The organism is Brevundimonas bullata, from assembly GCF_003350205.1.
Classification (GTDB): domain Bacteria; phylum Pseudomonadota; class Alphaproteobacteria; order Caulobacterales; family Caulobacteraceae; genus Brevundimonas; species Brevundimonas bullata.
Genome location: NZ_QLLC01000003.1, coordinates 54239 through 79133, shown reverse-complemented (window position 1 = coordinate 79133; position 24895 = coordinate 54239). Strand labels below are relative to the sequence as shown.

General features: G+C 68.1%; 21 protein-coding genes, 1 tRNA gene and 1 other RNA gene. 6 read left to right on the top strand and 17 right to left on the bottom strand.

Translation table 11 applies throughout. From position 1 onward, the window contains the following. Positions 1 to 6: 6 nt before the first annotated feature. From DXK21_RS02240 to DXK21_RS02190, 11 genes are all read right to left on the bottom strand, one after another. On the bottom strand, positions 7 to 1461 hold the full coding sequence (locus DXK21_RS02240; protein ID WP_114816153.1) for a UDP-N-acetylmuramoyl-tripeptide--D-alanyl-D-alanine ligase: 1455 nt from the start codon (positions 1459 to 1461) through the stop codon (positions 7 to 9). Next, positions 1454 to 2914: a UDP-N-acetylmuramoyl-L-alanyl-D-glutamate--2,6-diaminopimelate ligase gene (locus DXK21_RS02235; protein WP_114816152.1), complete on the bottom strand. Its 1461-nt coding sequence runs from the start codon at positions 2912 to 2914 to the stop codon at positions 1454 to 1456. Before DXK21_RS02235 ends, DXK21_RS02240 begins: the two co-directional genes overlap by 8 nt. Then, positions 2911 to 4692, bottom strand: coding sequence for a peptidoglycan D,D-transpeptidase FtsI family protein (locus DXK21_RS02230; protein ID WP_245945072.1), 1782 nt, complete (start codon positions 4690 to 4692; stop codon positions 2911 to 2913). The genes DXK21_RS02235 and DXK21_RS02230 overlap by 4 nt, the downstream gene beginning before the upstream one ends. A 20-nt stretch (positions 4693 to 4712) precedes the next feature. After that, a complete protein-coding gene (ftsL, locus tag DXK21_RS02225) occupies positions 4713 to 5129 on the bottom strand; it encodes a cell division protein FtsL (RefSeq protein ID WP_114816150.1) in 417 nt (138 codons plus the stop codon). Next, positions 5126 to 6103: a 16S rRNA (cytosine(1402)-N(4))-methyltransferase RsmH gene (gene rsmH / locus DXK21_RS02220; RefSeq protein ID WP_114816149.1), complete on the bottom strand. Its 978-nt coding sequence runs from the start codon at positions 6101 to 6103 to the stop codon at positions 5126 to 5128. The genes ftsL and rsmH overlap by 4 nt, the downstream gene beginning before the upstream one ends. Continuing rightward, positions 6100 to 6576 carry a division/cell wall cluster transcriptional repressor MraZ gene (locus DXK21_RS02215; protein ID WP_114816148.1) on the bottom strand — a complete coding sequence of 159 codons (477 nt, stop codon included), beginning with the start codon at positions 6574 to 6576 and terminating at the stop codon, positions 6100 to 6102. Before DXK21_RS02215 ends, rsmH begins: the two co-directional genes overlap by 4 nt. Positions 6577 to 7122: 546 nt before the next feature. Next, positions 7123 to 7501: RNase P RNA component class A (rnpB, locus tag DXK21_RS02210), an RNA gene on the bottom strand. Positions 7502 to 7693: 192 nt separating this feature from the next. Continuing rightward, positions 7694 to 8455 (bottom strand): N-acetylmuramoyl-L-alanine amidase, encoded by a 762-nt coding sequence (locus DXK21_RS02205; RefSeq protein ID WP_114816147.1) that lies wholly within the window; start codon positions 8453 to 8455, stop codon positions 7694 to 7696. A 9-nt stretch (positions 8456 to 8464) separates the two neighbouring features. Further along, on the bottom strand, positions 8465 to 8788 hold the full coding sequence (locus tag DXK21_RS02200; protein ID WP_170136943.1) for a hypothetical protein: 324 nt from the start codon (positions 8786 to 8788) through the stop codon (positions 8465 to 8467). Positions 8789 to 8897: 109 nt separating this feature from the next. Beyond that, the gene (gene sppA, locus DXK21_RS02195; RefSeq protein ID WP_114816219.1) at positions 8898 to 10685 is read right to left on the bottom strand and encodes a signal peptide peptidase SppA; all 1788 of its coding nucleotides are present in this window, start codon (positions 10683 to 10685) and stop codon (positions 8898 to 8900) included. Between the two features lie 149 nt (positions 10686 to 10834). Further along, entirely contained in the window at positions 10835 to 11584 is a 750-nt protein-coding gene (locus tag DXK21_RS02190) for an SIMPL domain-containing protein (protein ID WP_114816218.1), read from the bottom strand. Between the two features lie 186 nt (positions 11585 to 11770). Here DXK21_RS02190 and DXK21_RS02185 point away from each other — a divergent pair. Then, a tRNA-Ile gene (locus tag DXK21_RS02185) sits at positions 11771 to 11846 on the top strand. Positions 11847 to 11967: 121 nt separating this feature from the next. Here DXK21_RS02185 and DXK21_RS02180 read toward each other — a convergent pair. Beyond that, positions 11968 to 12147: a hypothetical protein gene (locus DXK21_RS02180; RefSeq protein WP_114816145.1), complete on the bottom strand. Its 180-nt coding sequence runs from the start codon at positions 12145 to 12147 to the stop codon at positions 11968 to 11970. A gap of 171 nt (positions 12148 to 12318) precedes the next feature. Between DXK21_RS02180 and DXK21_RS02175 the strand changes: the two genes are divergently transcribed. The 5 genes from DXK21_RS02175 to DXK21_RS02155 all read left to right on the top strand — a co-directional run bounded on the left by DXK21_RS02175 (position 12319) and on the right by DXK21_RS02155 (position 17346). Then, positions 12319 to 12813 carry a GAF domain-containing protein gene (locus DXK21_RS02175; RefSeq protein ID WP_114816144.1) on the top strand — a complete coding sequence of 165 codons (495 nt, stop codon included), beginning with the start codon at positions 12319 to 12321 and terminating at the stop codon, positions 12811 to 12813. Next, positions 12810 to 13631 (top strand): HpcH/HpaI aldolase/citrate lyase family protein, encoded by an 822-nt coding sequence (locus DXK21_RS02170; RefSeq protein WP_114816143.1) that lies wholly within the window; start codon positions 12810 to 12812, stop codon positions 13629 to 13631. The genes DXK21_RS02175 and DXK21_RS02170 overlap by 4 nt, the downstream gene beginning before the upstream one ends. 70 nt (positions 13632 to 13701) lie before the next feature. After that, positions 13702 to 15765, top strand: a complete 2064-nt coding sequence (locus DXK21_RS02165) for a capsular polysaccharide biosynthesis protein (protein ID WP_245945063.1) — start codon at positions 13702 to 13704, stop codon at positions 15763 to 15765. Positions 15766 to 15834: 69 nt separating this feature from the next. Then, complete coding sequence (locus tag DXK21_RS02160) at positions 15835 to 16980, top strand: beta-ketoacyl-ACP synthase III (protein WP_114816141.1); 1146 nt, start codon at positions 15835 to 15837, stop codon at positions 16978 to 16980. 99 nt (positions 16981 to 17079) lie between these two features. Continuing rightward, entirely contained in the window at positions 17080 to 17346 is a 267-nt protein-coding gene (locus DXK21_RS02155; protein WP_105563065.1) for a hypothetical protein, read from the top strand. An 86-nt stretch (positions 17347 to 17432) separates the two neighbouring features. On the opposite strand, the gene DXK21_RS02150 is transcribed toward DXK21_RS02155, so the two are convergent. The 5 genes from DXK21_RS02150 to DXK21_RS02130 all read right to left on the bottom strand — a co-directional run bounded on the left by DXK21_RS02150 (position 17433) and on the right by DXK21_RS02130 (position 24736). Continuing rightward, a complete protein-coding gene (locus tag DXK21_RS02150) occupies positions 17433 to 17960 on the bottom strand; it encodes a porin family protein (protein ID WP_114816140.1) in 528 nt (175 codons plus the stop codon). A gap of 317 nt (positions 17961 to 18277) precedes the next feature. After that, complete coding sequence (ppdK, locus tag DXK21_RS02145) at positions 18278 to 20968, bottom strand: pyruvate, phosphate dikinase (RefSeq protein WP_114816139.1); 2691 nt, start codon at positions 20966 to 20968, stop codon at positions 18278 to 18280. Between the two features lie 302 nt (positions 20969 to 21270). Further along, positions 21271 to 23340 (bottom strand): glycine--tRNA ligase subunit beta, encoded by a 2070-nt coding sequence (glyS, locus tag DXK21_RS02140; RefSeq protein ID WP_114816138.1) that lies wholly within the window; start codon positions 23338 to 23340, stop codon positions 21271 to 21273. After that, on the bottom strand, positions 23340 to 23852 hold the full coding sequence (locus DXK21_RS02135; RefSeq protein ID WP_281269016.1) for an endonuclease domain-containing protein: 513 nt from the start codon (positions 23850 to 23852) through the stop codon (positions 23340 to 23342). The genes glyS and DXK21_RS02135 overlap by 1 nt, the downstream gene beginning before the upstream one ends. After that, entirely contained in the window at positions 23849 to 24736 is an 888-nt protein-coding gene (locus tag DXK21_RS02130) for a glycine--tRNA ligase subunit alpha (protein WP_114816136.1), read from the bottom strand. The genes DXK21_RS02135 and DXK21_RS02130 overlap by 4 nt, the downstream gene beginning before the upstream one ends. Between the last annotated feature and the right edge of the window lie 159 nt (positions 24737 to 24895).

Below are 24895 nucleotides of genomic sequence, written 5' to 3'. Positions count from 1 at the left end.
GTGACCCTATCGCGTCGCGCGCGGCGCGCCGCTGCCTGAGGGGTTGTTGCCTTGATCGGCTGAGCCGAGATTTGCAAGCGCAGCCGCGACCAGCGAGGCCTTGGACCCGTTCGAGCCCTTGACCATGACGATGTCGCCGGGGCCAACCAGCTTGTTCGCCTCGGCGGCCAGTTCGGCGGCGGTGGCGCGCCACAGGCCGCGCCGCGACGGCGGCAGGGCGTCGTGCAAACGGCGCATCTCCATCCCGGCGGCGTGGACCACGTCCAGACCGGCGGCGGCGATGGGCTGGATCAGGCCTTCGTGCAGGGCGCGGCTGTGCTCGCCCAGTTCCAGCATGTCGGTCAGGACGACGATACGGCGTCCGCCCTCAGGGACCGGCCTGGCCCCCAGGCTGAGGAAGCCCGCCTTCATCGACAGGGGATTGGCGTTGTAGCTCTCGTCGATCAGGGTGAAGGCGCCGCCGGGGATGGCGACGGTCTTCAGCTGGCCGCGTCCCGCCAGAGGCTGGAAGCCGGCGAGCGCCTGAAGCGCCGTATCCAGCGACACGTCCAGCGCCCCCAGCATCAGGATGACGCAGAGGCTGTTCAAGCCCCAGTGCACGCCCGACTGGGCCAGCCGGTAGTCGAGGCGATGGCCGTCGATCTCGGCGGTGACGCGCGCGCCCTCGGTGTCGGCCTTGAAGCCCAGCAGGCGGGCGTCGGCGCCGGCGCCCGAGCCGAAGGTCTGCACCACGGCGCCAGCCGCGACCGCCGCCTGACGCACCAGATCGGCATGGGCGTCAGCGGCGTTGATCACGGCCACGCCGCCGGGGATCAGGCCCTCGAAGATGGTGGCCTTTTCGCGCGCCACACCGGCCTCGCCGTCAGCGAAGGCCTCAATATGGACCGGGCCGACCGTGGTGACGCAGGCGGCGTGCGGACGGACGAACTTCGACAGAGGCCCGATCTCGCCCGGCGCATTCATGCCGATCTCGAACACCGCGCGATCCGTGCCGTGGGGCATCCGCGCCAGGGTCAGCGGCACGCCGATGTGGTTGTTATAGCTCTTGATCGAGGCGTGGGCCGAACCGGCCAAGTCGAGCCCCGCCTTGATCGCCTGGGTCACGCTGGTCTTGCCGACGCTGCCGGTGACGGCGCCGCGCAGGCGGGCGCGGTCACGGGCGGCGACGCCCATGGCCTCCAGCCCCTTCAGCGTGTCGGGAACCAGAACATAGGGCCCGCCCTCGACGGGACGATCGACCAGGGCCAGGGTCGCCCCGGCGGCGAAAGCCGCGGCGGCGAACTCATGCCCGTCGCGGGCGCCGTGCAGGGCCAGGAACAGGTCGCCGGGGGCGATCTCGCGGCTGTTGTAGGTCAGGCCCGAGACGCCAATGTCTTGGGCGGCGTCGGGTCCGTGAAGTGTCCCCCCGGTCGCCGAGGCGATGGCTTCGGCGGTCCAGAGCGGGGTTTGGGTGTCAGGCATGATCGCGCAGGGCTTCAGTCGCTTCGGTGGCGTCGTCGAAGGGATGGATCACCCCGGCGACGATCTGTCCCTGTTCATGCCCTTTTCCGGCGATCACGACCACATCTCCTTCGCGCATCAGCGATACGGCGTGGCGGATGGCCTCGCGGCGGTCGCCGATCTCCAGCGCGTCAGGGCAGCCGGCGCGGACCTGGGCGCGGATGGCGGCGGGGTCTTCGGAACGCGGATTGTCGTCGGTGACGATGGCCACGTCGGCCAGACGGCCGGCGATCTCGCCCATCATCGGCCGCTTGGCGCGGTCGCGGTCGCCGCCGGCGCCGAAGACGACGATCAGACGGCCGGTCGCGTGCGGGCGCAGGGCGTTGAGCACTGTCTCCAAACCGTCAGGCGTGTGGGCGTAGTCGACATAGACCTCGCCGCCGCGCGCGCCTTCGCCGGGGATGCGTTGCAGACGGCCTTGGGCGCCGCGAATGAACTCCATGGCGGGGATGACGCGGTCGGGGTCTTCACCGCCCGCGATGCACAGGCCCGCCGCGACCAGGGCGTTCGAGGCCTGGAAGGCCCCGGCCAGCGGCAGCAGGATGTCGTGGATGCGGCCGCGCGCGTCGATGGTCAGGCGCTGGCCTTCCGGCGTGGCCCGGCGCGCGATCAGCGACAGGTCGCGCCCGCGCTCGCCCACGCCCATGACGCCCAGTCCCGCCATGATCGAGGCCGAGGCGAAGGCGGAATAGGCGTCAGAGTCCGCATTCAGAACGGCGGTGCGGCCGCGCGGCAGCAGGGCCTCGAACAGACGCAGCTTGGCGGCGCGATAGGCGGCCATGTCGCCGTGATAGTCGAGGTGGTCCTGGGTCAGGTTGGTGAAGCCGGCGGCGCGAATGGCCACGCCGTCCAGACGGCGCTGGTCGATGCCGTGCGACGAGGCCTCCAGCGCCAGGTGGGTCACGTCCTTGGCGGCCAGCTCGGCCAGCAGGCGCGCTGCTTCGGCGGCGTCAGGGCTGGTCAGGCCGGGGCCGGTCAGGGCGTAGGTCTGCTCGCCCTTCTGACCGACCACGCCCAGGGTGCCCATGCTGGCCGACTTGTGGCCGAGGCCCGCCCAGATCTGGCGGCAGAAGTTGGCCACCGAGGTCTTGCCGTTGGTGCCCGTGATAGCGACGCAGGTCCTGGGTTGGGCGCCGTAGAAGCTTCGCGCGGCCAGGGCATAGGCGCGGTGCACGTCGCCCGAAGTCACCAGCAGGGGCGCGGCGCCCGCCGGGGTGTCGGACGGGGCGAGGATGGCGGCGGCGCCCTTTGCCAGCGCCTGAGGAATGAAGGCGCGACCGTCGGCGGTCGAGCCCGGCAGGGCCACGAACAGGGCGCCCGGCGCGACCTTGCGGCTGTCGGACGTGACCGAGGTGATCTCGGGGTCCGAGCTCACGTCGCGACGCAGCAGTTCTGACAAACGAAGGGCGCTCATCGGCCGTCGCCCTCGACGTCCTGGAATTCGGGGATCTTTTCGCCCAGGGCGGTGGACCAGCGGTCAGCCTTGCGCTCGACGCCGAGGAAGGGGGCGATGCGGTCGGCGATCTTGCCGACGGCGGGCGCGGCGACATAGCCGCCGGTGCGCGGATAGGAGGACGGCTCGTCCACCAGAACGAAGATCGTATAGCGCTTGGCCGTCACCGGGCCGTCGGCGGGGAAGACGGCGGCGAAGGAGCCGACGGCGTGGGTCGGGTCATAGCGACCGTTGACCAGCTTGTTGGCCGAGCCCGTCTTGCCGCCGACCCGCAGGCCTGCGGCATCAGCGAATCGGCCCGAGCCGCGCGTCACGTTGCGGCGCATCAGGTCCAGCATGGTGGCCGAGGTCTCAGGCGAGACGACCTGACGCGTGCGGGCGTTGGGCAGGCCGCCCTTGCGCAGGGTCAGGGGCACATAGCGGCCCCCGTTGGCCAGGGAGGCGTAGGCGGCCACATACTGGATCGGCGTGACCATGATGCCGTAGCCGAAGGACAGCGAAGCCAGGGTCGAGTCGTCCCATTTGCGGATGTGCGACGGACGGGCCGATTCCTTCAGTTCGATCGGCGCCGCGTCCAGCAGGCCCAACCGCTGGAAGTATTCACGCATCACGTCGCCGCCCATTTCGACGGCCAGACGCGAGGTGCCGATGTTGGACGAGTGCAGATAGACCTCTTCCAGCGTCAGCACCTTGTTGGTGGCGTGGAAGTCCTTGATGCGGCGCTTGCCGATCTGCAGGGCCTGGGAGGCGTCGAACAGGGTGTTCATGTCGGCGCGGCCCGTGTCGATGCCGGCGGCGACGGTGAAGCTCTTGAACACCGAGCCCATTTCATAGTGGGCCGAGGTGACGCGGTTCAGCAGGGCCTCTTCGGGTGCGCTGTTGCGGCGATTGGCGTCGTAGGTCGGCCAGCTGGCCATGGCCAGGACTTCGCCGGTCTGAACGTCAGTGACCACGGCGACCGCGCCCTTGGCCCCGGCGGCCTCGGCGGCGGCGGCCAGCTCGTTCTCGACCACGCCCTGGACGCGCAGGTCAATCGACAGCTGGAAGTCCTCGCCGGCGGCGCCCGCCGCGCGGATCTCCTGGTTAAAGGCCAGTTCCGAGCCCGACACGCCCTCGCCCCCCGTGTCGGCGCGACCGATCAGGTGGGCCGCCGAGGTGCCCAGCGGATAGACGCGGCGATCCTCGGGCTCGAACGAGACGCCGCCCAGAGCCAGGGCGTGAACCGCGCTGCGCTCGGACGGGGTCAGGCCGTTCAGGGCCAGCAGACGACGGTCGCCGCTGAGCACGCGGTCCAGGCGCTTGGCCGAGATGCGCGGCACGGCGCGGCGCAGCTGGACCTTGGCGCTGGCCGGGTCCCAGATCTCGCGCGGGTCGATATAGAGGCCGTAGTGGGTGATGTTGGTGGCCAGCAGCTGGCCGTTGCGATCCACCAGATCGGCGCGCGTCAGGGCGTTGGCGTTGAAGCCCGCGCCCGCCGCGCCGCGCGGCGCGAACAGGGCCGCGTGGGCCGCGCCCAGGGCCAGACAGGCGAAGATGGCGGAAAACACCGCCAAAATCAGGAAGATGCGAACGCGGGTGTCTTCTTCCGGGCGGCCGTCGGCGCGGGCGCGCTCGAACGAGTGCTCCATCCACCAGACGCCCGAGGCGACCCAGCGCCCCCAGGCGGCGAACAGACCGCCGACCGACGGGCCTTGAGCGCGCGGCTGCGGACGGCCCGGCGCGGGACGGCGATAGTCCATGCCGTGGTGATCATGCACGCTCAATGCAGACTCCCCTCGGCCACGGGTTCAGCAGCAGGCGCGACGGGCGCAACCGCCACAGGCGCGGGCGCAGCGGCGACGACCGGCGGCGGCGCGATGGCGGGCAGACCGGCCTCGACCGCCTGACGACGGACATCGACCGGCCCCAGGCCGATTTCACGCGACAGGGCCTCCAGCCGGGCGGGCTGCTCCAGCCGGGTCGCCTCGGCGCGCAGCAGGCGGACCCGCTGGCGGTTCTCGCGGATCTCGCTCTCGATGCGGCTGATCTCGGCGCTTTCGCGCGCGGCGGCGGCCTTGGCGATATAGACCGAGAAGACCAGGGCGGCGACGCAGACCACGCCGATGATCTCGACGCAGCGCACGCCGCGGACCTTCCAGTCGAACAGGCGCTTGACCGGGACGGGCACGGCGATCATGCGCGCTTGCCCTTGCCGGCCCGACCCTCGATCGCGCCCCAGGCCGGAGCCTCAGTGCGGACCGCCGCGCGCAGCTTGGCCGAACGGGCGCGAGGGTTGGCGGCCAGCTCGGCCTCGCCCGCCTCGCGCGCGCCCTTGAACATCAGGTCGAAGCTGGGCTTGCGCAGCTCCACCGCGACCGGAGCGTGACGCGAGCCACCGGGCGCATTGCCGGTGCGCTCGGTCATGAAGGCCTTGACGATGCGGTCTTCCAGCGAATGGAAGGTGACGACGACCAGACGCCCGCCCGGCGCCAGCGTCGCCTCGGCGGCTTCCAGACCGCGCTCCAGCTCGCCCAGCTCGTCGTTGACGGCGATGCGCAGGGCCTGGAAGACGCGGGTCGCGGGATGGATCGGCGCGCCGCGACGACCGCCCAGGGCCTTTTCGACCACCTCGGCCAGATCCAGGGTGCGGCTGAACGGCTGCCCGACGCGGCGGCGCAGGATGGCCGTGGCGACGCGGCCCGACTGACGCTCGTCGCCGTACTGCTTGAAGATATGGGCCAGCGGCCCGTGATCCCAGGTGTTGACGATGTCGGCGGCGGTAGGCCCCGTATCGCCCATGCGCATGTCCAGCGGCCCGTCACGCATGAAGGAGAAGCCGCGCTCGGCCTGATCCAGCTGCATCGACGAGACGCCGATATCGAAGACGGCGCCGTCCAGCTGGGCCTTGCCGCTCTCGGCGAAGGCTTCGGACAGACCCGAGAAGGGCGTGCGGATCAGCTGGAACTGGTCGGGATAGGCGGCGGCCACCGCGTCGGCGTGCGGCTGAACGGTCGGATCGCGATCCAGACCAATGACCTGGGCGCCGCGATCCAGGATGGCGCGGGTATAGCCGCCGGCGCCGAAGGTGGCGTCGATGACGACGTCGCCGGGCTGCGGGTTCAAGGCTTCAAGAACTTCGGCCAGAAGGACGGGCGCGTGAGGCGACGTCATGCCGCGCCTCCGGTCTTGGCGACCGCGGCCTGACGGCGCATTTCACCGAACTGCTTCAGGCCCTCGCGCGCCATGCGGCGCTGCTCCGCGCGGTGCGCGGCCCACTTGTCCTTGTTCCAGATCTGGAAGCGCTCGCCGACGCCGTAGATGACGACCGTGTCGGACAGCTCGACCTCGGCGCACAGATGTTCCGGCAGAGTGATGCGGCCGCCCGAGTCATAGGTCAGCGGCTTCTGCTCGCCGAAGATCGAGGCTTCCAGCGCCGAACGGTAGGGATCGCCGAAGGGCAGGCTTTCGATAACGGCGCGGTATTCGGCAAACAGCTTGTCGCCGCCCGCTTCCAGGCAGTCGGCTTCGATGGAGGGGAAGCAGAAAACGCCGTGTTCCGCGCCGTTTTCGGCCGTGCGGAATTCCTGGGGGATCAAAAGACGGCGCTTGCCGTCCAGCTGCTTCTCGTAGGTCGAGAGAAACACGCTTTGCCCAATCGAGCCGCTCGGCCCGCCCCTGAAGTCCGTTGAAACATCCACGCGTCGGGCGACAGCCCCTACTCATGAGGCTGTGGGATAGCATGGGATCAGATGGGCCTCAATGGGATTAGTTGACACCCTTTAACCAGATTTGCAGTTCGACGAACGCTTCAGCAAGTGTAAAATGAGAACATACAAGCAACATCAAGAGTATTCACAGCCTGTGGACGGCTTTTTCCGCCATGTTTTCAACGCAGGGGTTAATGCCGCCCTCTCCCGCTGGGAGAGGGCTTGAGCCTCCAAGAGCGCAGCGATTGGCAAAGGCGAAAGGGTGAGGGTTCGCGAGCAAAGTCGGCCGAAGGCCGTGGCGCGACGGCCTGCGCCGACTGAAACGCCAGCCCCTCACCCTTTCGCGCAAGAACGATCGCCTCCGGCTCTCGTGCGCTCAAGCCCCCTCCCACCGGGAGAGGGAGGAGACAGCGGGCCTCAAGCCGGTAGGCCCAAAACAAAACGGGCCTCAAGTAGCCCGAAGGGCGATAGGCCCAAGAAAAAAATGCCAGACGGCCTGTAAGCCGGGTTCTGTTCCGCCCCGAAAGGCGGCGACGATCATTCCTCTGGACCGCCCATTGCTGGACGGTTCTCGCGACCTACCCGGACGCCTCGGGCGGTGAACCCTGCGAGCGAACCCGCGCGACGTCCCTATTCGGTCTTGCTCCAGGCGGGGCTTGCCATGCCGCCGACGTTGCCGCCGACGCGGTGGGCTCTTACCCCACCCTTTCACCCTTCCCCGGGCCGGAGCCCAGGCGGTTTGCTTTCTGTGGCGCTATCCCTCGGGTCACCCCGGGCGGGAGTTACCCGCCGCCTCTTCACCGTGGAGCCCGGACTTTCCTCGACAAGAGCAAGCTCTCGCCGCGACCGCCCGACCGTCTGGCGGGGGCTAAGTGCGCGCGAACGCGGCGAAGGTCAACGTCTGCTTTCTCCCTCCCCTTCATGGGGAGGGTGGCTGAGCCGCAGGCGAAGTCGGGTGGGGGCGCTTCAGCAAGTCAGACACGACGCACGTTCGCCTCGCCCTCCCCACCCGGTCGCTTCGCGACCACCCTCCCCATGAAGGGGAGGGAGAATTTTAGTCCAGAACGCCGGTGACGCTCTCCACCGAGGCCAGTTGCAGCAGACCGACCAGGCGGGCGCGGGTCTCGCCGTCGGCGACGCCGTCGATGCGGTCGGGCCGCCAGTGGCGCTGGAAAGCCTCGACGGTCAGGCGGGTTTCATCGTCGTATTCGCCGCCCGGCTTCAGCCCGTAGCCCAGCCGGTGCAGGCCCGAGCGCAGGACGATGACGCCCAACCCCTCGTCGCCCGGCGACAGGTCCGCGCCCAGGGCGGCGATGCGTTCGGGCGCAGGATCGAACCACAGGCCCTGGCCGGCCTCGGCCAGACGCTTCCACGGGAACAACTCGCCTGGGTCCTGCTTGCGGTCCGGCGCCGTGTCGGAATGGCCGATGATGCGGGAATCGGAAATGGTCCAGCGCGAGCGAATATCCGCGATCAGGGCGATCACCGCCTGAACTTGCGCCTCGGGAAAGGCGCGATAGCCGAACTCGTGGCCCGGATTGACGATCTCGATGCCGATGGAGGCGGCGTTGACGTCGGTCTCGCCCTGCCAGACGCCCCGGCCCGCGTGCCAGGCGCGGCGCTCTTCCGGCACCAGGCGCAGGATCACGCCGTTCTCGTTGACGACATAGTGGGCCGAGACCTCGGCGGCGGGATCGCAAAGCCGAGAGACGGCCTCATCAGCCGTCTGCATCCCGGTGTAGTGCAGCACCAGCATGTCCGGCAGCCCGCGCCGGGCGTTGAAATTAGGCGACGGGGCGTCGGTGAAGCTCAGCATGACGCCCGATCAGCGCCCTTCGCGTTCCCAGCCGTAGGCGACCCAGGTGTCGCCGACCTTCTGGGCGTCGATCACGCCTTCGTCCTGACGCGCCTTGGCCGTGCGGGCGCGACGGGCGCGGAAAGCGAAACCGGCGAAGAAGACGACCACGCCCGCGATCAAGGCGATCACGGCTACGGCGGCGGCGGTCAGCACGGCGAGCACCGCACCCACGGTCAGGGCGAGGGCCGTAGCCACCAGCCCGCCGAACCAGACGAAGGGCGCCATCAAGCCGCCGCCGGTGCGGCGCCGGGCGTTGAAGCCGATCTGGGCGAAGGGGTCGGACTGAATCATGGAACTGCCTTTCATGGCGCGCCGATGAAGGAACGCCCGAACCTCAATGTCGGTCCATCGACCTGAACGGTCAATGGACTGCGACATCACGGCTCGGTCAGGAAACGCCTCAGAAGGCCGGCTGATCGGCCAGAACCACGGCGCCGCGGCTGCGCATCCGCTCGGCCTCGACCCGGTTCAGCACGGCCTGGGCCGCCGGATCACCCATGACCTGACCGACCGAGACCATGGTCTCTGCCGCCTGACCGGAGGCGCCGAAGGCCGAGGCCAAGGCTTCCCACGGCGACTGCGGCGTCGGGAAGCGCTTGAACCGCACCGATTCGCTGGTCGGGATATTGGCCAGCTTGCGCGCCTTGATGACGGCTTCGTTCAGACCGCCCAGTTCGTCGACCAGACCCAGACCCTTGGCCTGGGCTCCGGTCCAGACCCGGCCCTTGGCGATTTCCCGCACCCGCTCGACCGGCAGCTTGCGGCCCGTCGACACGCGGGCCACGAAGTCTTCGTAGACCCGATCCATCGAGGCGGCGAAGGCGGCGCGCTGGGCTTGGTCAAAGCCCTGCACCGGCGAGAAGGCATCGGCGTAGTCGCCGCCGACCTTGAGTCCGCGCATGTCGACGCCGAAACGACCCAGGGCGTCGGCCAGCACGAACTTGCCGCCGAAGACGCCGATGGAGCCGGTCAGGGTCGAGGGCTGGGCCACGATCCAGTCGGCTTCCGAACTGACCCAATAGCCGCCCGAGGCCGCATAGGCCCCCATGGAGACGACCACCGGCTTGCCCGCCGCCTTGGCCGCGCGCACGGCGGCCAGGATCTGTTCCGAGGCCTCGGGCGAACCGCCCGGCGAGGAGACGCGGAAGACGATGGCCTTCACGCTCTTGTCCTCGATGGCGTCATAGATGGCCTTGGCCGTATCGTCGGAACGGATGTCAGAGCCAGAGCCGAAGGGCGAGGCGCCCTGGCCGCGGCCGGTCATGATCGCGCCCTCGCCGCCGACGATGGCGATGGCCGACTTGCCCGAGCCGTTGCGTGCGCCCTGCATGGAGGCGTAGTCGCCGAACTTGATGATCTTGGCGTCCTTGCCGGCCTTGGCCTTGGCGGCGGCTTCGGCCTCTTCGACCTGACCGATCTTGTCGACCAGCTTCAGCGACAGGGCCTGTTCCGCCGAATAGGGGCCGGCCTCGATGGTCGCTTTCAACGCCTCGGGCGTGGTCTTGCGGTCGCGCGCCGTATTGGCCAGGGCGCCGTCGTAGATGGAGGTCATCCAGGCCGTCATCGCCTCGCGGTGCGGGGCGGTATAGTCGCTCTGCGTATATTCGTTGACGGCGTTCTTGTACTCGTAGCGCTGCTCGAACTCGGGTTTGACGCCGTACTTCTCAAAGGCGCGGCCCAGGAAGAGGCTGTCGCTGGAGAGGCCCACAGCCTGGAAGCTGGCGGTGTTCTGTATCCACAGCTGGTCGGCGCTGGCGGCGACCATATAGCTGGAGACCACCGCGCCGATCGGCATGAAGCCCTGGCTGTGGGCGATGACGGTCTTGCCCGAGGCGCGGAAGCGGTGGATCGCCTGACGCACTTCGTCGGCGGCGGCGGGGGTCATGCCGCCCTCCGGCGCGCGGACCAGCAGCACCTTGACGCTGGCGTCCTTCTCGGCTTGGGCCAGAGTGTCGACGATGTGGATCACCGACAGGCCCGAACCGCCGAAAGCAGCGAACGGATTGGTCGGCTGCTGATCCGTCAGCCCTTCGCGCAGGTCCAGCTCCAGCACCGAGTTGGCGGGCGCGGTCGGCTTGGAGGCTCCGGCCGCCGCCGCGAAGAACAGCAGGGCCGCAATCGGCAGGACGATGAAGAAGGCCACGAGCCCGGCGAAGACGCCGAGCATGGTCAGGAAGAACTGTTTCATGAAAAAGGCGGCCGTCCCGTCAGTGGCCACGCGCGGCCTGCCGCGAGCATAAAGCGCGGATGGTGGCCGTCAAATGAAGGGGCGGTAATGAAACGCGAAAAGGGCCCGCCGTCGCCGGCAGGCCCTTCCCTCACCACCGCTTCAGCCGATCAACGGCCGATGTCGTAGGTCCCGCTGATGTCGATGCGGACCGTCAGTTCGCCAGCCGACACCGGGGTCGAGGCGCTTCCTGCGTCCATGGCCATGGCGCGGGCGTACATGGGACGCGGCGGTTCAGGCATATAGCCGCCGCCCTCGGTCAGGGTGCGGACCCCGCCCAACTGGACGCCCAGAGCCTGGGCATACAGCCGCGCCTTGTCCTGCAGGGCGCGCACGGCCAGCTGGCGCGCCTGATCCTCGGCGGCCTTGGCGTCCTTGAGGCCGAAGGCGATGCCGTCGATCTGGTTGACGCCGGCCGCGACCACGGCGTCGGCGGTCGTGCCGACCTTGGTCAGGTCGTTGATGATCACGGTGACGCGGTTCGTCGCCTGATAGCCGCGCAGCTTGGGCGGTTCGTTCTGCTGATAGTCGTACTGCGCCGACAGGTTCAGGCCCGAGGTCTGGATGTCGCGCTCGTTGATCCCGGCGCGGCGCAGGGCGGCGACGACGCGGGTCATCTGCTGCGCGTTCTGGGTCATGGCCTCCTGGGCCGTAGCGGCCTCGGTGACGACGCCGAAGTTGATCGTCGCCTGATCCGGCGCGACCTTGACCTCGCCAAAGGCCGACAGGTTGAGAGCGGGTTGTTGCGCCATGGCGTGCATCTGCATCGGAGAAGCGCCCGTCTGGGCAAGGGAGACGGCGGGAACCGCCAGGGTCATCAGGGCCGTGCCCAGCATCAGGGCGCGTGCGGTGCGGGTCATCATCGTCTCCGTGGAAATCCATTGGCCGGACGTGTTCGCCAGCCACGACCTACCTTGGCCGTTTCAACCTGAACAAACGCAAAAGCCCCCAGAGCAGGTTCCATTCATCGACATGAAAAGCGTGACAGGTCCGGGGCGGCTTTGCAGCGAGCGCATCCCCTGCTAGGCACGTCATCCCTGCTTCGGGGGCCTGTAGCTCAATGGTTAGAGCCGACCGCTCATAACGGTCTGGTTGGGGGTTCGAGTCCCTCCGGGCCTACCACCCTCTCCTCGCATCGCGGCCTGCGCCGCGCCTTCGGCCAGGCGATGCAGGTCCCGCCCCGAACAGCGCGACCAGTCGATATCCTCCAGCAGACGCTCCAGCGACGGCTGACGCATCACGCTCATGACGGGGTCGACCCGCCCTGCGTCATGCCCGCGACCAGCCCGATCAACAGACCCACGGCCAGAGCCCGGTTGCCGGGATCACCGGCGCGCGCCTCCTCGACCCGCAGGGCCAGTTCGCGATCCAGCCATGCCAGACGCCGCGCGAAGTTCTCATCCGCCTGCGATGCACTGTTCATCCCCACTCTCCCGAAACAGCCCGCCCAGGCAGGCTTGAAGGAAGCTACGCACGGCTTGTGACACCCTCAAGTCAATTGTTCGCTTTTTGTTCTATTTTCTCGCCGCGCGTCGCCCGCCCTTTGTGCAGCAAGGTCTGAGCCTATATGGCGATCTCCCGAAGGAGAGCCGCCATGTCCTACATCGCCCGTGACGACCGCCCCGCCGACAAGGCTGAACGCTACGCCGAGGTCGAGGCCGAGATTCTGGCCGTGCTGGACGGCGAGCCGAACCGGACGGCCCGGATGGCGACCGTGGCCGCCATGCTGGCCGACGCCTTTCCCGCCTTCTTCTGGACCGGCTTCTACGTCGTGGACGAGGCCAAGCCGCAGGAACTGGTCGTCGGGCCCTATCAAGGGACGCTGGGCTGCCTGCGCATTCCCTTCGGGCGCGGCGTCTGCGGCGCGGCGGCGCGCGACCGCCAGACCCAGGTGGTAGAGGACGTCCACGCCTTCCCCGGCCACATCGCCTGCGACAGCCGCTCGGCCAGCGAGATCGTCGTGCCGGTGCTGGATGCGGCAGGCGGCCTGATCGCCGTGCTGGACGTGGACGCGACGGAGAAAGCCGCCTTCAACGCCGTGGACGCCGAGGCGCTGGAGCGGCTGATGGCCAAGGTCTTTGCTGCATGAACCGCGCGCGCAGCGTCCTCTACCTGCCCGCCTCCAACGCCCGCGCGGTGGAGAAGGCGCGCGGCCTGGCCTGCGACGTGGCGGTGCTGGACCTGGAGGACGCGGTTGCGCCCGAGATGAAGGCCGAGGCGCGGGCGGCGGCGGTCGCGGCGGCGCGCGAAGGCGGCTTCGGGCCGCGCCTGGGCGTGCGGATCAACGGCTTGGACACCCCCTGGGGTGACGACGACCTGGCGGCGCTGCGGGATACGCCGGTAGACCTGATCGTCGCCCCCAAGGTCGAGAACGCCGCGACCGTGCGCGCCCTGTCTGACGCGATGCGCCCCAGCGTCGAGCTGTGGGCCATGATCGAGACGCCGCGCGCCCTGGTGGACCTGCGGGACATCGCCGAGGCGGGCGGGGCGTTGAAGGGGCTGATGCTGGGCGTCAACGATCTGGCCAAGGACCTGAAAACGGGCGCGTCTCCCGACCGCGAGCCGCTGAAGCCCTGGCTGGCGGCGGTCGTGGCCCATGCACGGGCCAACAGCCTGAGCGCCATCGACGGGGTCTTCAACCGGATCAAGGACGAGGCTGGCTTTGGGGCCGAATGCGCGCAAGGGCGACTGTACGGCTTTGACGGCAAGAGTCTGATCCACCCGTCGCAGATCGAGGGCGCCAATGCGGCGTTCGGGCCGACTGCGGAAGAGATTGCCTGGGCGCGGAGGGTGGTCGCCGCCTTCGCCGCGGCGGAGGCCGAGGGGCTGGGCGTGATCCGCGTCGAGGACGAGATGGTGGAGCGGCTGCATCTGACGGCGGCGCAGGATTTGCTGGCGGAGTTATGAGCCTCCCCCCCTTGCGGGAGAAGGACGCTAGGGAGTGGCGCGCAGACTCTACAAACCGTAGACACGGCTGATGACCGCACCGCTTCCGACACCTTCCAAAACCCGCGCCTGGGTCTGTGCGCCGGGGGTGCTGAAGGTCCCCTTCCTGTCGGCCTTCCTGCCCGACTATGACCTATCGGCTCTGCCCGGCTCGCAGACCGAGGCGGTGCTGGGCTGGGGCATGAAACCGACAGCGGCGGCGGGGCGGCGCTGGGCGGAGAAGCACGGCAAGCCCTATGTCGCCCTGGAGGACGGCTTCCTGCGCTCGGTCGGGATCGGCGAAAGCAGAGCCACCAGTCTCAGCCTGATCGTCGACGACCTCGGCGTCTATTACGACGCGACCCGGCCCAGTCGGCTGGAGCATCTGATTCAGACGGCGCCCGACTGGTGCGACGCGGCGATGCGGGTCCGGGCGCGCGGCCTGATCGACCGGATCATCGCCTCGGGCGTGTCGAAGACCAATATGGGCGGGCCGCTGGATGCCGCCGTGCTGAAGCCGGGTCGTCGGGTGCTGATCGTGGATCAGACCTTTGGCGACGCCTCCATCGGCTATGGGCTGGCGACGGAAAAGAGCTTCTCGGACATGCTGGCGACGGCGCAGCGCGACGAGCCGGACGCCCAGTTGATCGTCAAGCGCCACCCGGCGGTGGCCGCGGGGCGCAAACAGGGATGCATCCCGGCCAGCGAACTGGACGGCATCACCTTGATCGACACCGATGTGCGGCCCGCTGACCTGCTGACGGCGGTGGACGCAGTCTATGTCGTGACCTCGGCCCTGGGGTTCGAGGCCCTGCTGCGCGGCCTGCCCGTGCGTTGCTTCGGCGCCCCCTTCTATTCGGGCTGGGGCCTGACGACGGACGCGGTTTCGACCGGGCGGCGCGGCGTGGCGCGTGATCTGGATCAGGTCGTGGCGGCGGCGCTGATCGCCTACACCCGCTATGTCGATCCGGTGACCGGCCAGCGTTGCGAGGCCGAGCAGGCGCTGGAACGGCTGATGGCGCTCCGCGACCGCGCCGACCGGCTGGCGGGCGACTGGGCCGCCGTCGGCTTCGCCCCGGCCAAGCGCCCGCCGGTGCGCCGCCTGTTGAACTCGCCCAAGGGTCGGGTGCGCTACTTCTGGCGTTCATCCGCCGCCGTCGCCCATGCGCGAGCGACGGGCGGCAAGCTGATCTGGTGGGCGGGCAAGGAGACGCCGCAGATCCGCGCCGCCGCCGACGCCTTCGAGGGGCCGATCGTGCGCATGGAGGACGGCTTCATCCGTTCGCGCGGCCTGGGGTCCGACTTCTTCGGCGCCTTGTCCGTCGCGCTCGATGACCAAGGCGTCTATTACGACCCGACCCGGCCCAGCCGTCTGGAGAGCCTGATCGAGGCGGGCGAGCCGTCGCCGGATCAGGCGGCGCGGGCCGAGGCCCTGCGTGTCCGCGTGGTCGAGGCGGGCCTGTCGAAATACAATCTGAAGGGCGCGGGCGTCCCGGCGTCCTGGCCGAAAGACAGGCCGATCCTGCTGGTCGTGGGGCAGGTCGAGAACGACCGCTCGATCATGATGGGCTGTAGCCCCGACTTGCGCACCAACTCGGGCCTGGTGAAGGCGGCGCGGGCGGATCATCCCGAGGCCTTCCTGATTTATCGCAACCACCCGGACGTGACGGCGGGCAATCGGCCCGGCCTGCTGGATCATGCGGCGATGGAGGAGGTCGACGCTTCGGCCGACGATCTGGACATCGTCGACTGCCTGAACACCTGCGACCGGCTGGCGACCCTGACGTCGCTGACCGGGTTCGAGGCCCTGATGCGGGGCAAGGCGGTCAGCGTCTATGGCCGGCCCTTCTATGCGGGCTGGGGCCTGACCGACGACCAGCTGACGTTCGAGCGCCGCGTCCGTCGCGCCAGCCTGCAATCCGTCATCCACGCCGCCCTGATCGGCTATCCCGTCTATGTCACGCCCGAGGGTTGGCCGTGCGAGGCCGAGGACCTGGTCGAGGCCCTGATCGCCGCGCGCGATCATCCCCTGCCCGCCCCGCCGCGTGGCCGCATCAACAGATGGTGGCGCGGCATCAAAGCCAGTCTCGACCGGAGCCTTCCACCGGCCTATTGAGGTCGTTCGTCATAACGGACGCCCTCAAGCAGCGAGGCGCCGCGCGCCGAGCGTTAGGGAACTAAAAAGTTGCAAAAAGCCGTCATCTCCGCCACCGGCCTGTTTACGCCGGAGCAGTCGATCTCGAACGCCGAGCTGGTCGCCGCCTACAACGCCTGGGCGGAAGGCTGGAACGCCGAGAACGCCGAGGCCATCGCCGCGGGCGAGTTGGAGCTGAAGACGCCGTCGTCCGAGGCCTTCATCGAGAAGGCCTCGGGCATCCAGTCGCGCTTCGTCATGGACAAGTCGGGCATCATCGACCCCGAGCGGATGCTGCCGCACCTGCCCGCGCGCGGCGACGACGAGCTGTCGATCCTGGCCGAGATGGCGGTCAAGGCCGCCCAGGACGCGATCAAGGCCTGGGGCAAGCCGGTTAGCGAGATCGGCGCCGTCATCTGCGCCGCGTCGAACATGCAGCGCCCCTACCCCGCCATGGCCATCGAGGTGCAGCAGGCCCTGGGCATCGAGGGCTTCGCCTTCGACATGAACGTGGCGTGCAGCTCGGCCACCTTCGGCATCAAGACGGCGGCGGATTTTGTGGCCTCGGGCTCGGTCAAGGCCGTGCTGATGGTCAATCCCGAGATCTGCTCGGCCCACCTGAACTTCAAGGACCGCGACAGCCACTTCATCTTCGGCGACGTGGCCACCGCCGTCATCATCGAGGCCGAGGATCAGGCCGGACCGGGCGGCTGGGACATTCTGGGCACGAAGCTGAAGACCAGCTTCTCGAACAACATCCGCAACAACTTCGGCTTCCTGAACCGCGCCGCCCTGCCGACGGGAGCCAGCGAGCCCCTGTCGTCCGACGGCCTGACCGACAAGATGTTCGTCCAGCAGGGCCGCAAGGTCTTCAAGGAGGTGGTGCCCATGGTCTCGGAGATGATCCTGGACCACGCCGCAGAACTGAACCTGGACCCGCACGGCCTGAAACGGATGTGGCTGCACCAGGCCAACATCAACATGAACACCCTGATCGGCAAGAAGGTGCTGGGCCGCGAGCCCGAGCCGGAAGAGAACGTCATCATCCTGGACGACTACGCCAACACCTCCTCGGCCGGATCGATCATCGCCTTCCACCTGAAGCACGACGGCTTTGCGCCCGGCGACACGGGCCTGATCTGCAGCTTCGGCGCCGGCTATTCGGCGGGCACGGTTTTTGTGCAAAAGCGCCCCTGAAACCACATAACGGGAATCATTATTTCCGGCCCCGCTTGCACTGTTCGGAAAATTTTGCAAACCGTTACGGGTGTCGAGAACCTGGGGGACGACGCCCGAATGACTCAGACAGTTTCACCGTGGGCAGAAAAGCTCAGCGATCCGTTGGCTCATGACGTGGCCACGGTGCTGAAACATATGGGCGGATCGGCCCATCAGGACATCGTGGTCAACTGCGTCGCGGCGCTGAAACGCCAGCGCGGCGAGTCGGTGACCCAGGACCTGAAGGCCAAGATCGTCGAGGTCTTCGAACGCTACCGCGACTTCTTCATCAAGCCCTTCGGCGAGAACTCGCTGCGCTGGGCCCTGGCGCCGGGCGTCGCCTAGACCTCAGCCTTTCAGGCAAACGAAAAGGCCCGCTCCTCTCGGAGCGGGCCTTCGTCGTATCTAGCGCCAGACTTGGAGGTCAGGCCTTAGAAGCGACGGATGTAGCTGACCGAATAGGCGTCAGCTTCACCGCCGTTGTCGCGGAAGTCGCGACGGGTCCAGTCGGCGCGGACGCCGTTGACGCCGTCGACGTAGTAGTTGGCGCCGACGCCGTAGTTCCAGCTGTCGCCGCCCACGTCGGTGTTGGCGCCGGGGAACTCCTGCTTCAGCTCGGTGTGGCCGTAGCCGCCACGAGCGAACAGTTCCAGCTTGTCGCTGACCGGGTACTTGCCGACCACGTAACCGGCGGCGTCCCACTCATGCTTGATCGAGCCGTCGATGCCGGCGACGGTGAAGTCGTCGTCCTTGACGCCCACGGAGGCTTCGGTCTCAAGCGCCAGGTAACGGTTCAGGTTCACGCCCAAGCGGCCGGTCACGGCGCCGGTCGTGGCGGAGTCGCCCTCCAGATGCGTGTAGCCCAGCGAGCCGTAACCACGGGCGTCAGGACCAGATTGAGCAAATGCCGGAGCGGCGATTGCAGAAATAGCGGCGGCGGCGAGAAGAATGTTACGCATTGTTTCTATAACTCCTAGTAAAACCAGATGTGGTGACTTCTGCGGTCACCGGCCCCATCCAGCGAGGAGTTAAATGGGTATTCCGCCGAGGCGTTCCATAGGCGAATGAATACACGGTCGTAACCGTGCGCTACCAGACACATACAGCGTTACGCTGATAACGACTTTATTCCGGCACGAAAAAGGCGGCCCCGAAGGACCGCCCTTGCACGCTCAAGCCTGAAACGGGGCCCAGAGCCTGATCTGTGTCAGGCTCTGGATTGATACGGGAGCGAATATCTGAGTTCAGATGCGATCGCATCTGAACCGATTTCGCTCTAGCGGTCCTTTTCGCGCTCCTCGCCCGAGCGGGCGGCCAGCGCCGCCTGGGCCGCTGCCAGACGGGCGATGGGCACGCGGTAGGGCGAGCAGGAGACGTAGTCGAGGCCCACGCTCTCGCAGAAGGCGATGGACGAGGGGTCGCCGCCGTGTTCGCCGCAAATGCCCATCTTCATGTCCGGCTTGACCGCGCGGCCGCGCTCGGCGGCGATGCGGATCAGGTCGCCCACGCCGTCCTGATCCAGACGCACGAAGGGATCGGTTTCGAAGATGCCCTTGTCCAGATAGGCCTGCAGGAAGTGGCCCGAGTCGTCGCGGCTGATGCCGAAGGTCGTCTGGGTCAGGTCGTTGGTGCCGAAGCTGAAGAACTCGGCGTACTCGGCCAGGTCGGCGGCGCGCAGGGCCGCGCGCGGCAGTTCGATCATGGTGCCGACCAGGTAGTCGACGCTGTCGCCCGCCTCGGCGAACACGGCTCGCGCGGTGCGGTCGGTCAGTTCGCGCAGGTACTTCATCTCCAGACCCAGGGCGACCAGCGGGTGCATGATCTCCGGGATCGGAGCCAAACCAGATGCATGCTTCACCTCCAGCGCCGCCTCCAGGATGGCGCGGACCTGCATCTCGTAGATCTCGGGATAGGCGACGCCCAGGCGGCAGCCGCGGTGGCCGAGCATGGGGTTGGTCTCGTGCAGTTCCCGCGCGCGACGCTTCAGCTTGGCGGCGTCCAGACCCGAACCGGCGGCCAGGGCGTCGATGTCGGCGTCCGTGTGCGGGATGAACTCGTGCAGCGGCGGGTCCAGCAGGCGGATCGTCACCGGCAGGCCGGCCATGATGGTGAACAGGTCGGCGAAGTCGGCCTTCTGGAAGGGCGCGATCTTGGCCAGGGCGATGCGGCGGCCCTGCTCGTCGTCGGCCAGGATCATCTCGCGCACGGCGGCGATGCGGGCCTCGTCGAAGAACATGTGCTCGGTGCGCGACAGGCCGATGCCCTCGGCGCCGAAGCCGCGCGCGGTCTTGGCGTCCAGCGGGGTCTCGGCGTTGGCGCGGACCTTCAGGCGACGCACGCCGTCGGCCCAGGCCATCAGGGTCTGGAAGTCGCCCGTCAGTTCCGGCTCGATCATGGCCACGGCGCCGTCCAGCACCTCGCCCTTGCCGCCGTCGATGGTGATGACCTCGCCGGCCTTGAAGGTGCGGCCGCGGGCGGTGAAGGTCCCGGCCTTCTCATTGATCGAGATTTCACCGGCGCCGGAGACGCAGGGCCGCCCCATGCCGCGCGCCACCACGGCGGCGTGGCTGGTCATGCCGCCGCGCGCCGTGACGATGCCGCGCGCCGCGTGCATGCCGTGGATGTCCTCGGGCGAGGTTTCCTCGCGCACCAGGATGACGGCGTCGCCGACCTGCGACAGGCGCTCGGCCTCGTCGGCGTCGAAGACGATCTTGCCTGTGGCCGCGCCGGGCGAGGCCGGCAGGCCCGCCGCGACGACGGTGCGGGCGGCGTTGGGGTCCAGGGTCGGGTGCAGCAGTTGATCGAGCGCGGCGGGTTCGACCCGCGACACGGCCTCTTCCTGCGAGATGACGCCTTCGGAGGCCAGATCGACGGCGATCTTCAGCGCCGACTTGGCGGTGCGCTTGCCGTTACGGGTCTGCAGCATCCACAGACGGCCCTGCTCGACCGTGAACTCGATGTCCTGCATGTCGCGGTAGTGGCTTTCCAGCCGCCCGACCACGTCGACGAACTCGGCGAAGACGACCGGCATGGCCTCTTCCATCGAGAGAGCCGTCTCGCCCATCTCCTCGCGCCCGGCCTTGGTCAGGGACTGCGGCGTGCGGATGCCCGCGACCACGTCCTCGCCCTGGGCGTTGATCAGGAACTCGCCGTACAGCTTGGCTTCGCCGGTCGAGGGGTTGCGGGTGAAGGCGACGCCCGTCGCCGAGGTCTCGCCCATGTTGCCGAACACCATGGACTGGATGTTGACGGCCGTGCCCCAGCTTTCGGGGATGTCGTGCATGCGGCGATAGAATTTCGCACGGTCGTTCATCCAGCTGGCGAAGACGGCCGAGACGGCGCCCCACAGCTGGTCATGCGGGTCCTGCGGGAAGGGTTGGCCCAGTTCGCGCTCGACCAGGACCTTGTAGTCGGCGACCACTTTTTCCCAGTTCTCGGCGGTCAGGTCGGTGTCGATCGAGACGCCCAGGCGATCCTTGTGGTCGTCCAGGACCTCTTCGAACTGATCGTGGCCGATGCCCAGCACCACATTGGAATACATGGTGATGAAACGACGATAGCTGTCGAAGGCGAAACGACGGTCGCCGGACAGCTTGGCCAGACCCTCGACCGTCTGGTCGTTCAGGCCCAGGTTCAGCACCGTGTCCATCATCCCCGGCATCGAGGCCCGCGCGCCCGAGCGCACCGAGACCAGCAGGGGGTTGGCGGCGTCGCCGAAGGTCTTGCCGACAATGCCCTCGACGGTCTTCAGACCGGCGGCGGCCTGTTCAGCCAGCGCGGCCGGATAGGTCTCGCCGTTGGAGTAATAGTGGACGCAGGCTTCCGTCGTGATCGTAAAGCCGGGCGGCACCGGAAGGCCGAGAGAGGACATCTCGGCCAGGTTCGCACCCTTGCCGCCGAGAAGGTTCTTCATCGACGCATCGCCGTCAGCAGATCCCCCGCCGAAGCCGTACACCCACTTGGTCATCTTGCAGTCCCTGAGCCGTGGTCAGTCGTCGCAGGACCGAGTCCCGCTTACGGTGGCCCTGACTAGCGTGCTGCAAGCGCGAAGGCGAGGCCGTGGGTGTAACAATCCGTGTGAGGATGTGTCGGGATGCAGATTTTCGGCCTTCTGCGCCGCCCCCTCCGTCTCGTCGGCTCCGCCGCCGATCCACCTCCCCATCGCTGCGCGACAGGGAGGAAAGACACGCGCCCTTCCTCCCCACTTTGTGGGGAGGGGGACCGCGAAGCGGTGGAGGGGGCGACGCGACGGTCGGTAGGGAGAGCGCCTCAGCCCGCGATCTGACCGAAGTCCGCCACCCGGCCCATAACGCCGCGCACCTGACCCAGCAGCTTCAGACGGTTCTCACGCTCCTCGGCCACGTCGGAGTTGACCATGACGCCGGTGAAGAAGGCGTCGACCGGCCCGCGCAGGGCGGCGAGCGCCGTCATGGCGGCGGCGAAGTCTTCGGTCTCCAGCGCGGCGTCCACGGCGGTCGCGGCGGCGGCGGCGGCAAACGCAAGCGCGGTTTCTTCCGCCGGCTGGTTGGCCAGGCCGGTGGCGACGGCGCCTTGCGGCAGCGGTCCCTTCTTTTCCTCGGCCTTGAGGATGTTGGACGCCCGCTTGTAGCCGGCCAGCAGGTTGGCCCCGTCGTCCGTGGCGAGGAAGGCGGCTAGCGCCTCCACCCGACGCACGATCCGCACCAGGTCGTCGTCGCCCAGAGCGAAGACGGCGGCCACAAGGTCGTGGCGTTGGCCCTGGTCGCGCAGCAGGACGGTCAGACGGTCGGCGAAGAAGGCGCTGAGTTCAGTTTCGACCGCGAGCTTGTCGACGGCACGCTGGACATTGCCCTTCTCCAAGGCCGCCATAGCCGCCGAGAAGGCGTCGCCGCGAAGGCCGATACGAGCACCGTTCTCCAGCACCAGCCGGATCACGCCCAGCGCGGCGCGGCGCAGGGCGTAGGGGTCGCGCGAGCCGGTGGGCTTTTCGTCGATGGCGAAGAAGCCGACCAGGGTGTCCAGCTTCTCGGCGATGGCGACGGCGACCGTGACCGGGGCGGTCGGGACGCTGTCGCCCGGACCTTGCGGCTTGTAGTGGTCGCGCACGGCGTCGGCGACGGCGTCGGGGTAGCCGGCCAGACGGGCGTAGTAGCCGCCCATGATCCCCTGCAGTTCGGGGAACTCGCTGACCATGCCGCTGGCCAGATCGGCCTTGGACAGGCGCGCGGCCTGCTCGGCCTGATCCGCGTCGGCATCGACCAGAGGCGCGATTTCGCGCGCCAGCGCCGCGATGCGGTCCACCCGCTCGGCCAGGGTGCCCAGCTTGGCGTGGAAGGTGACGCCCTTCAGCTTGTCGTTCCAGGCGTCGAAGCCAACCTTCTGGTCCTCGTCCCAGAAGAAGCGGGCGTCGTTCAGGCGGGCCGAGAGGACGCGGCTGTTGCCGGCGGCCAGGGCCTTGCCGCCATCGGTCGCCTCGACGTTGGCGACGACGAGGAAGTTGGGCGCCAGACCGTCCTTGGACGGATCGCGCACGGCGAAATACTTCTGGTGCACCTTCATCGACAGGCGGACCACTTCGGGCGGCAGGGACAGGAACTGCGGGTCCATGTCGCCCGGGATCGGCGTCGGCCATTCGGCCAGACCGGCGACCTCGTCCAGTAGGCCGTCGTCATCGACCAGCACCAGACCACGCGCGGCGCAGGCGGCCTTGGCGGCTTCCAGAATCCGCAGTTTGCGGTCGGCCACGTCCAGCAGGACGAAGTCGCGTTCCAGCTTGGCGCGATAGTCGGTAAAGTCCTTGACCGCGAACGGCTTGCCGCTGCCGAGGAAGCGATGGCCCTCGGTCACATCACCCGATTGGATGCCGTCGATCTCGAACGGCACCACCGCCCCGTCGAACAGGGCGATGATGCGCTTGATCGGGCGCACCCAGCGCAGGCTTCCCGTGCCCCAGCGCATCGACTTGGGCCAAGGGAAGCTGCGGACGATCTGATCGACGGCCTCGGCGAAGACCTCGGTCGTCTGACGGCCCTTGCTGCTGATCTCGGCGAACCAGACGCCGTCGCGCTCGACCAGTTGGTCCTGGGTCAGGCCGGTCTTGCGCAGAAAGCCTTCCAGCGCCTGAGCGGGGGCCGAGGTCTTGGGCCCCTTGACCTCTTCGTTGCGGTCCTCGGCGGCGACCGGCAGGCCGTCGATCACCAGGGTCAGGCGACGCGGCCCGGCGAAGACGTTCAGCGCGTCCCAGGTCAGGCCGGCGGCCTTGAACCGATCCGAGACCAGACGTTCCAGGTCGCGCGCGGCGCCCTGCTGCATGCGGGCGGGGATTTCTTCGGAGAAGATTTCGAGAAGAAGCTGGGGCATCAGTTTTCGTCCCGCACCCATTGATCGCGGGCGCGCCAGAGGGCCCTTCCCCCTTGATGGGGGAAGGGTTGGGATGGGGGTGACAACACGGCCGAACGGATCGCATCGACCACGTCCGACAAGCCGTCCGTCACCTGTTTGGTGGAAAAGCGGATCACGCGAAAGCCCTGACTTTCCAGCCAGGCGGTGCGTTCGGCGTCATAGGCGACCGCTTCGAGTTCCTCATGCAGCGGCCCGTCGATTTCCACGATCAGGCGGCTGTCATGATGGACGAAGTCCGCGATGTAGCGGCCGATCGGCGCCTGACGGCGAATGTTCAGCTTCAGGCGGCGCAGTTCGTCCCAGAGAATGCGTTCCGGGAAGGTCATGTCGCGACGCAGTCGCCGCGCGCGGCCGACAGCACCCGTCAGATGACGCGCGCGCAGAGGGCTGAGGGCGTCACCCCCATCCCCAGCCCTTCCCCCATCGAGGGGGAAGGGAGCCTGTGGCGTCAACTGATCGTCAACCGTCACGACGTCGCCTTCTCATGTTCGACTTGGGCCAGAGCGCAGGCTTTGCACAGGTCGCGGATGCGGCCGATGTAGCTCTGGCGTTCGGCGACGGCGATGGCGCCGCGGGCGTCCATCAGGTTGAACAGGTGCGAGGCCTTCAGCACCTGGTCGTAGGCGGGCAGGACCAGAGGCTGGCCCTGCGGACCCTTCATGGTCAGGAAATGGGCGGCCTCGCGCTCCATGTCCTCGAAGCGGCGCTTCAGCGCGGCGACGTCATAGCCGTGGAAATTGGCTTCGGACTGCTGGCGCTCGTTCTCGAGGAAGACCTCGCCGTAGGTCAGGCCCTCTTTGTTGAACTTCAGGTCATAGACGTTGTCGACGCCCTGAACATACATGGCCAGACGCTCCAGCCCGTAGGTCAGCTCGCCCGAGACCACGTCGACCTCGATGCCGCCGACGCCCTGGAAATAGGTGAACTGCGTCACCTCCATGCCGTCGCACCAGACCTCCCAGCCCAAACCCCAGGCGCCGACGGTCGGGTTTTCCCAGTCGTCCTCGACAAAGCGGATGTCGTGCAGTTTCGGATCGATGCCGATGGCGGCCAGGGAGCCGAGATAGAGCTCCTGCAGGTTGTCCGGGTTCGGCTTCAGGATGACCTGATACTGATAATAGTGCTGCAGCCGGTTGGGGTTCTCGCCATAGCGACCGTCGCCGGGACGGCGCGACGGCTGAACGTAAGCAGCCTTCCACGGCTTGGGTCCCAGCGCGCGCAACACCGTCGCCGGGTGCAGGGTGCCGGCCCCGACCTCGATGTCATAGGGCTGCAGAATGGCGCAGCCCTGGTCGCCCCAGTATTTGTGCAGGGTCAGGATCAGGTCCTGGAAGGCGAGGGGTTCGGTGGTCACGTCGGCTCGTTTTCGCAGCGCAAAATTTGAGCGCGGACCCTAGAGGGCGGCGGGGCCGAGTTCAACCGGACCGCCCCTCCATTCCGTCATCCCGGGGCGGCGCAGCCGAACCCGGGACCCAGACGGCAAGTTCAAACTGATGATCGCCAGCCCGGATCA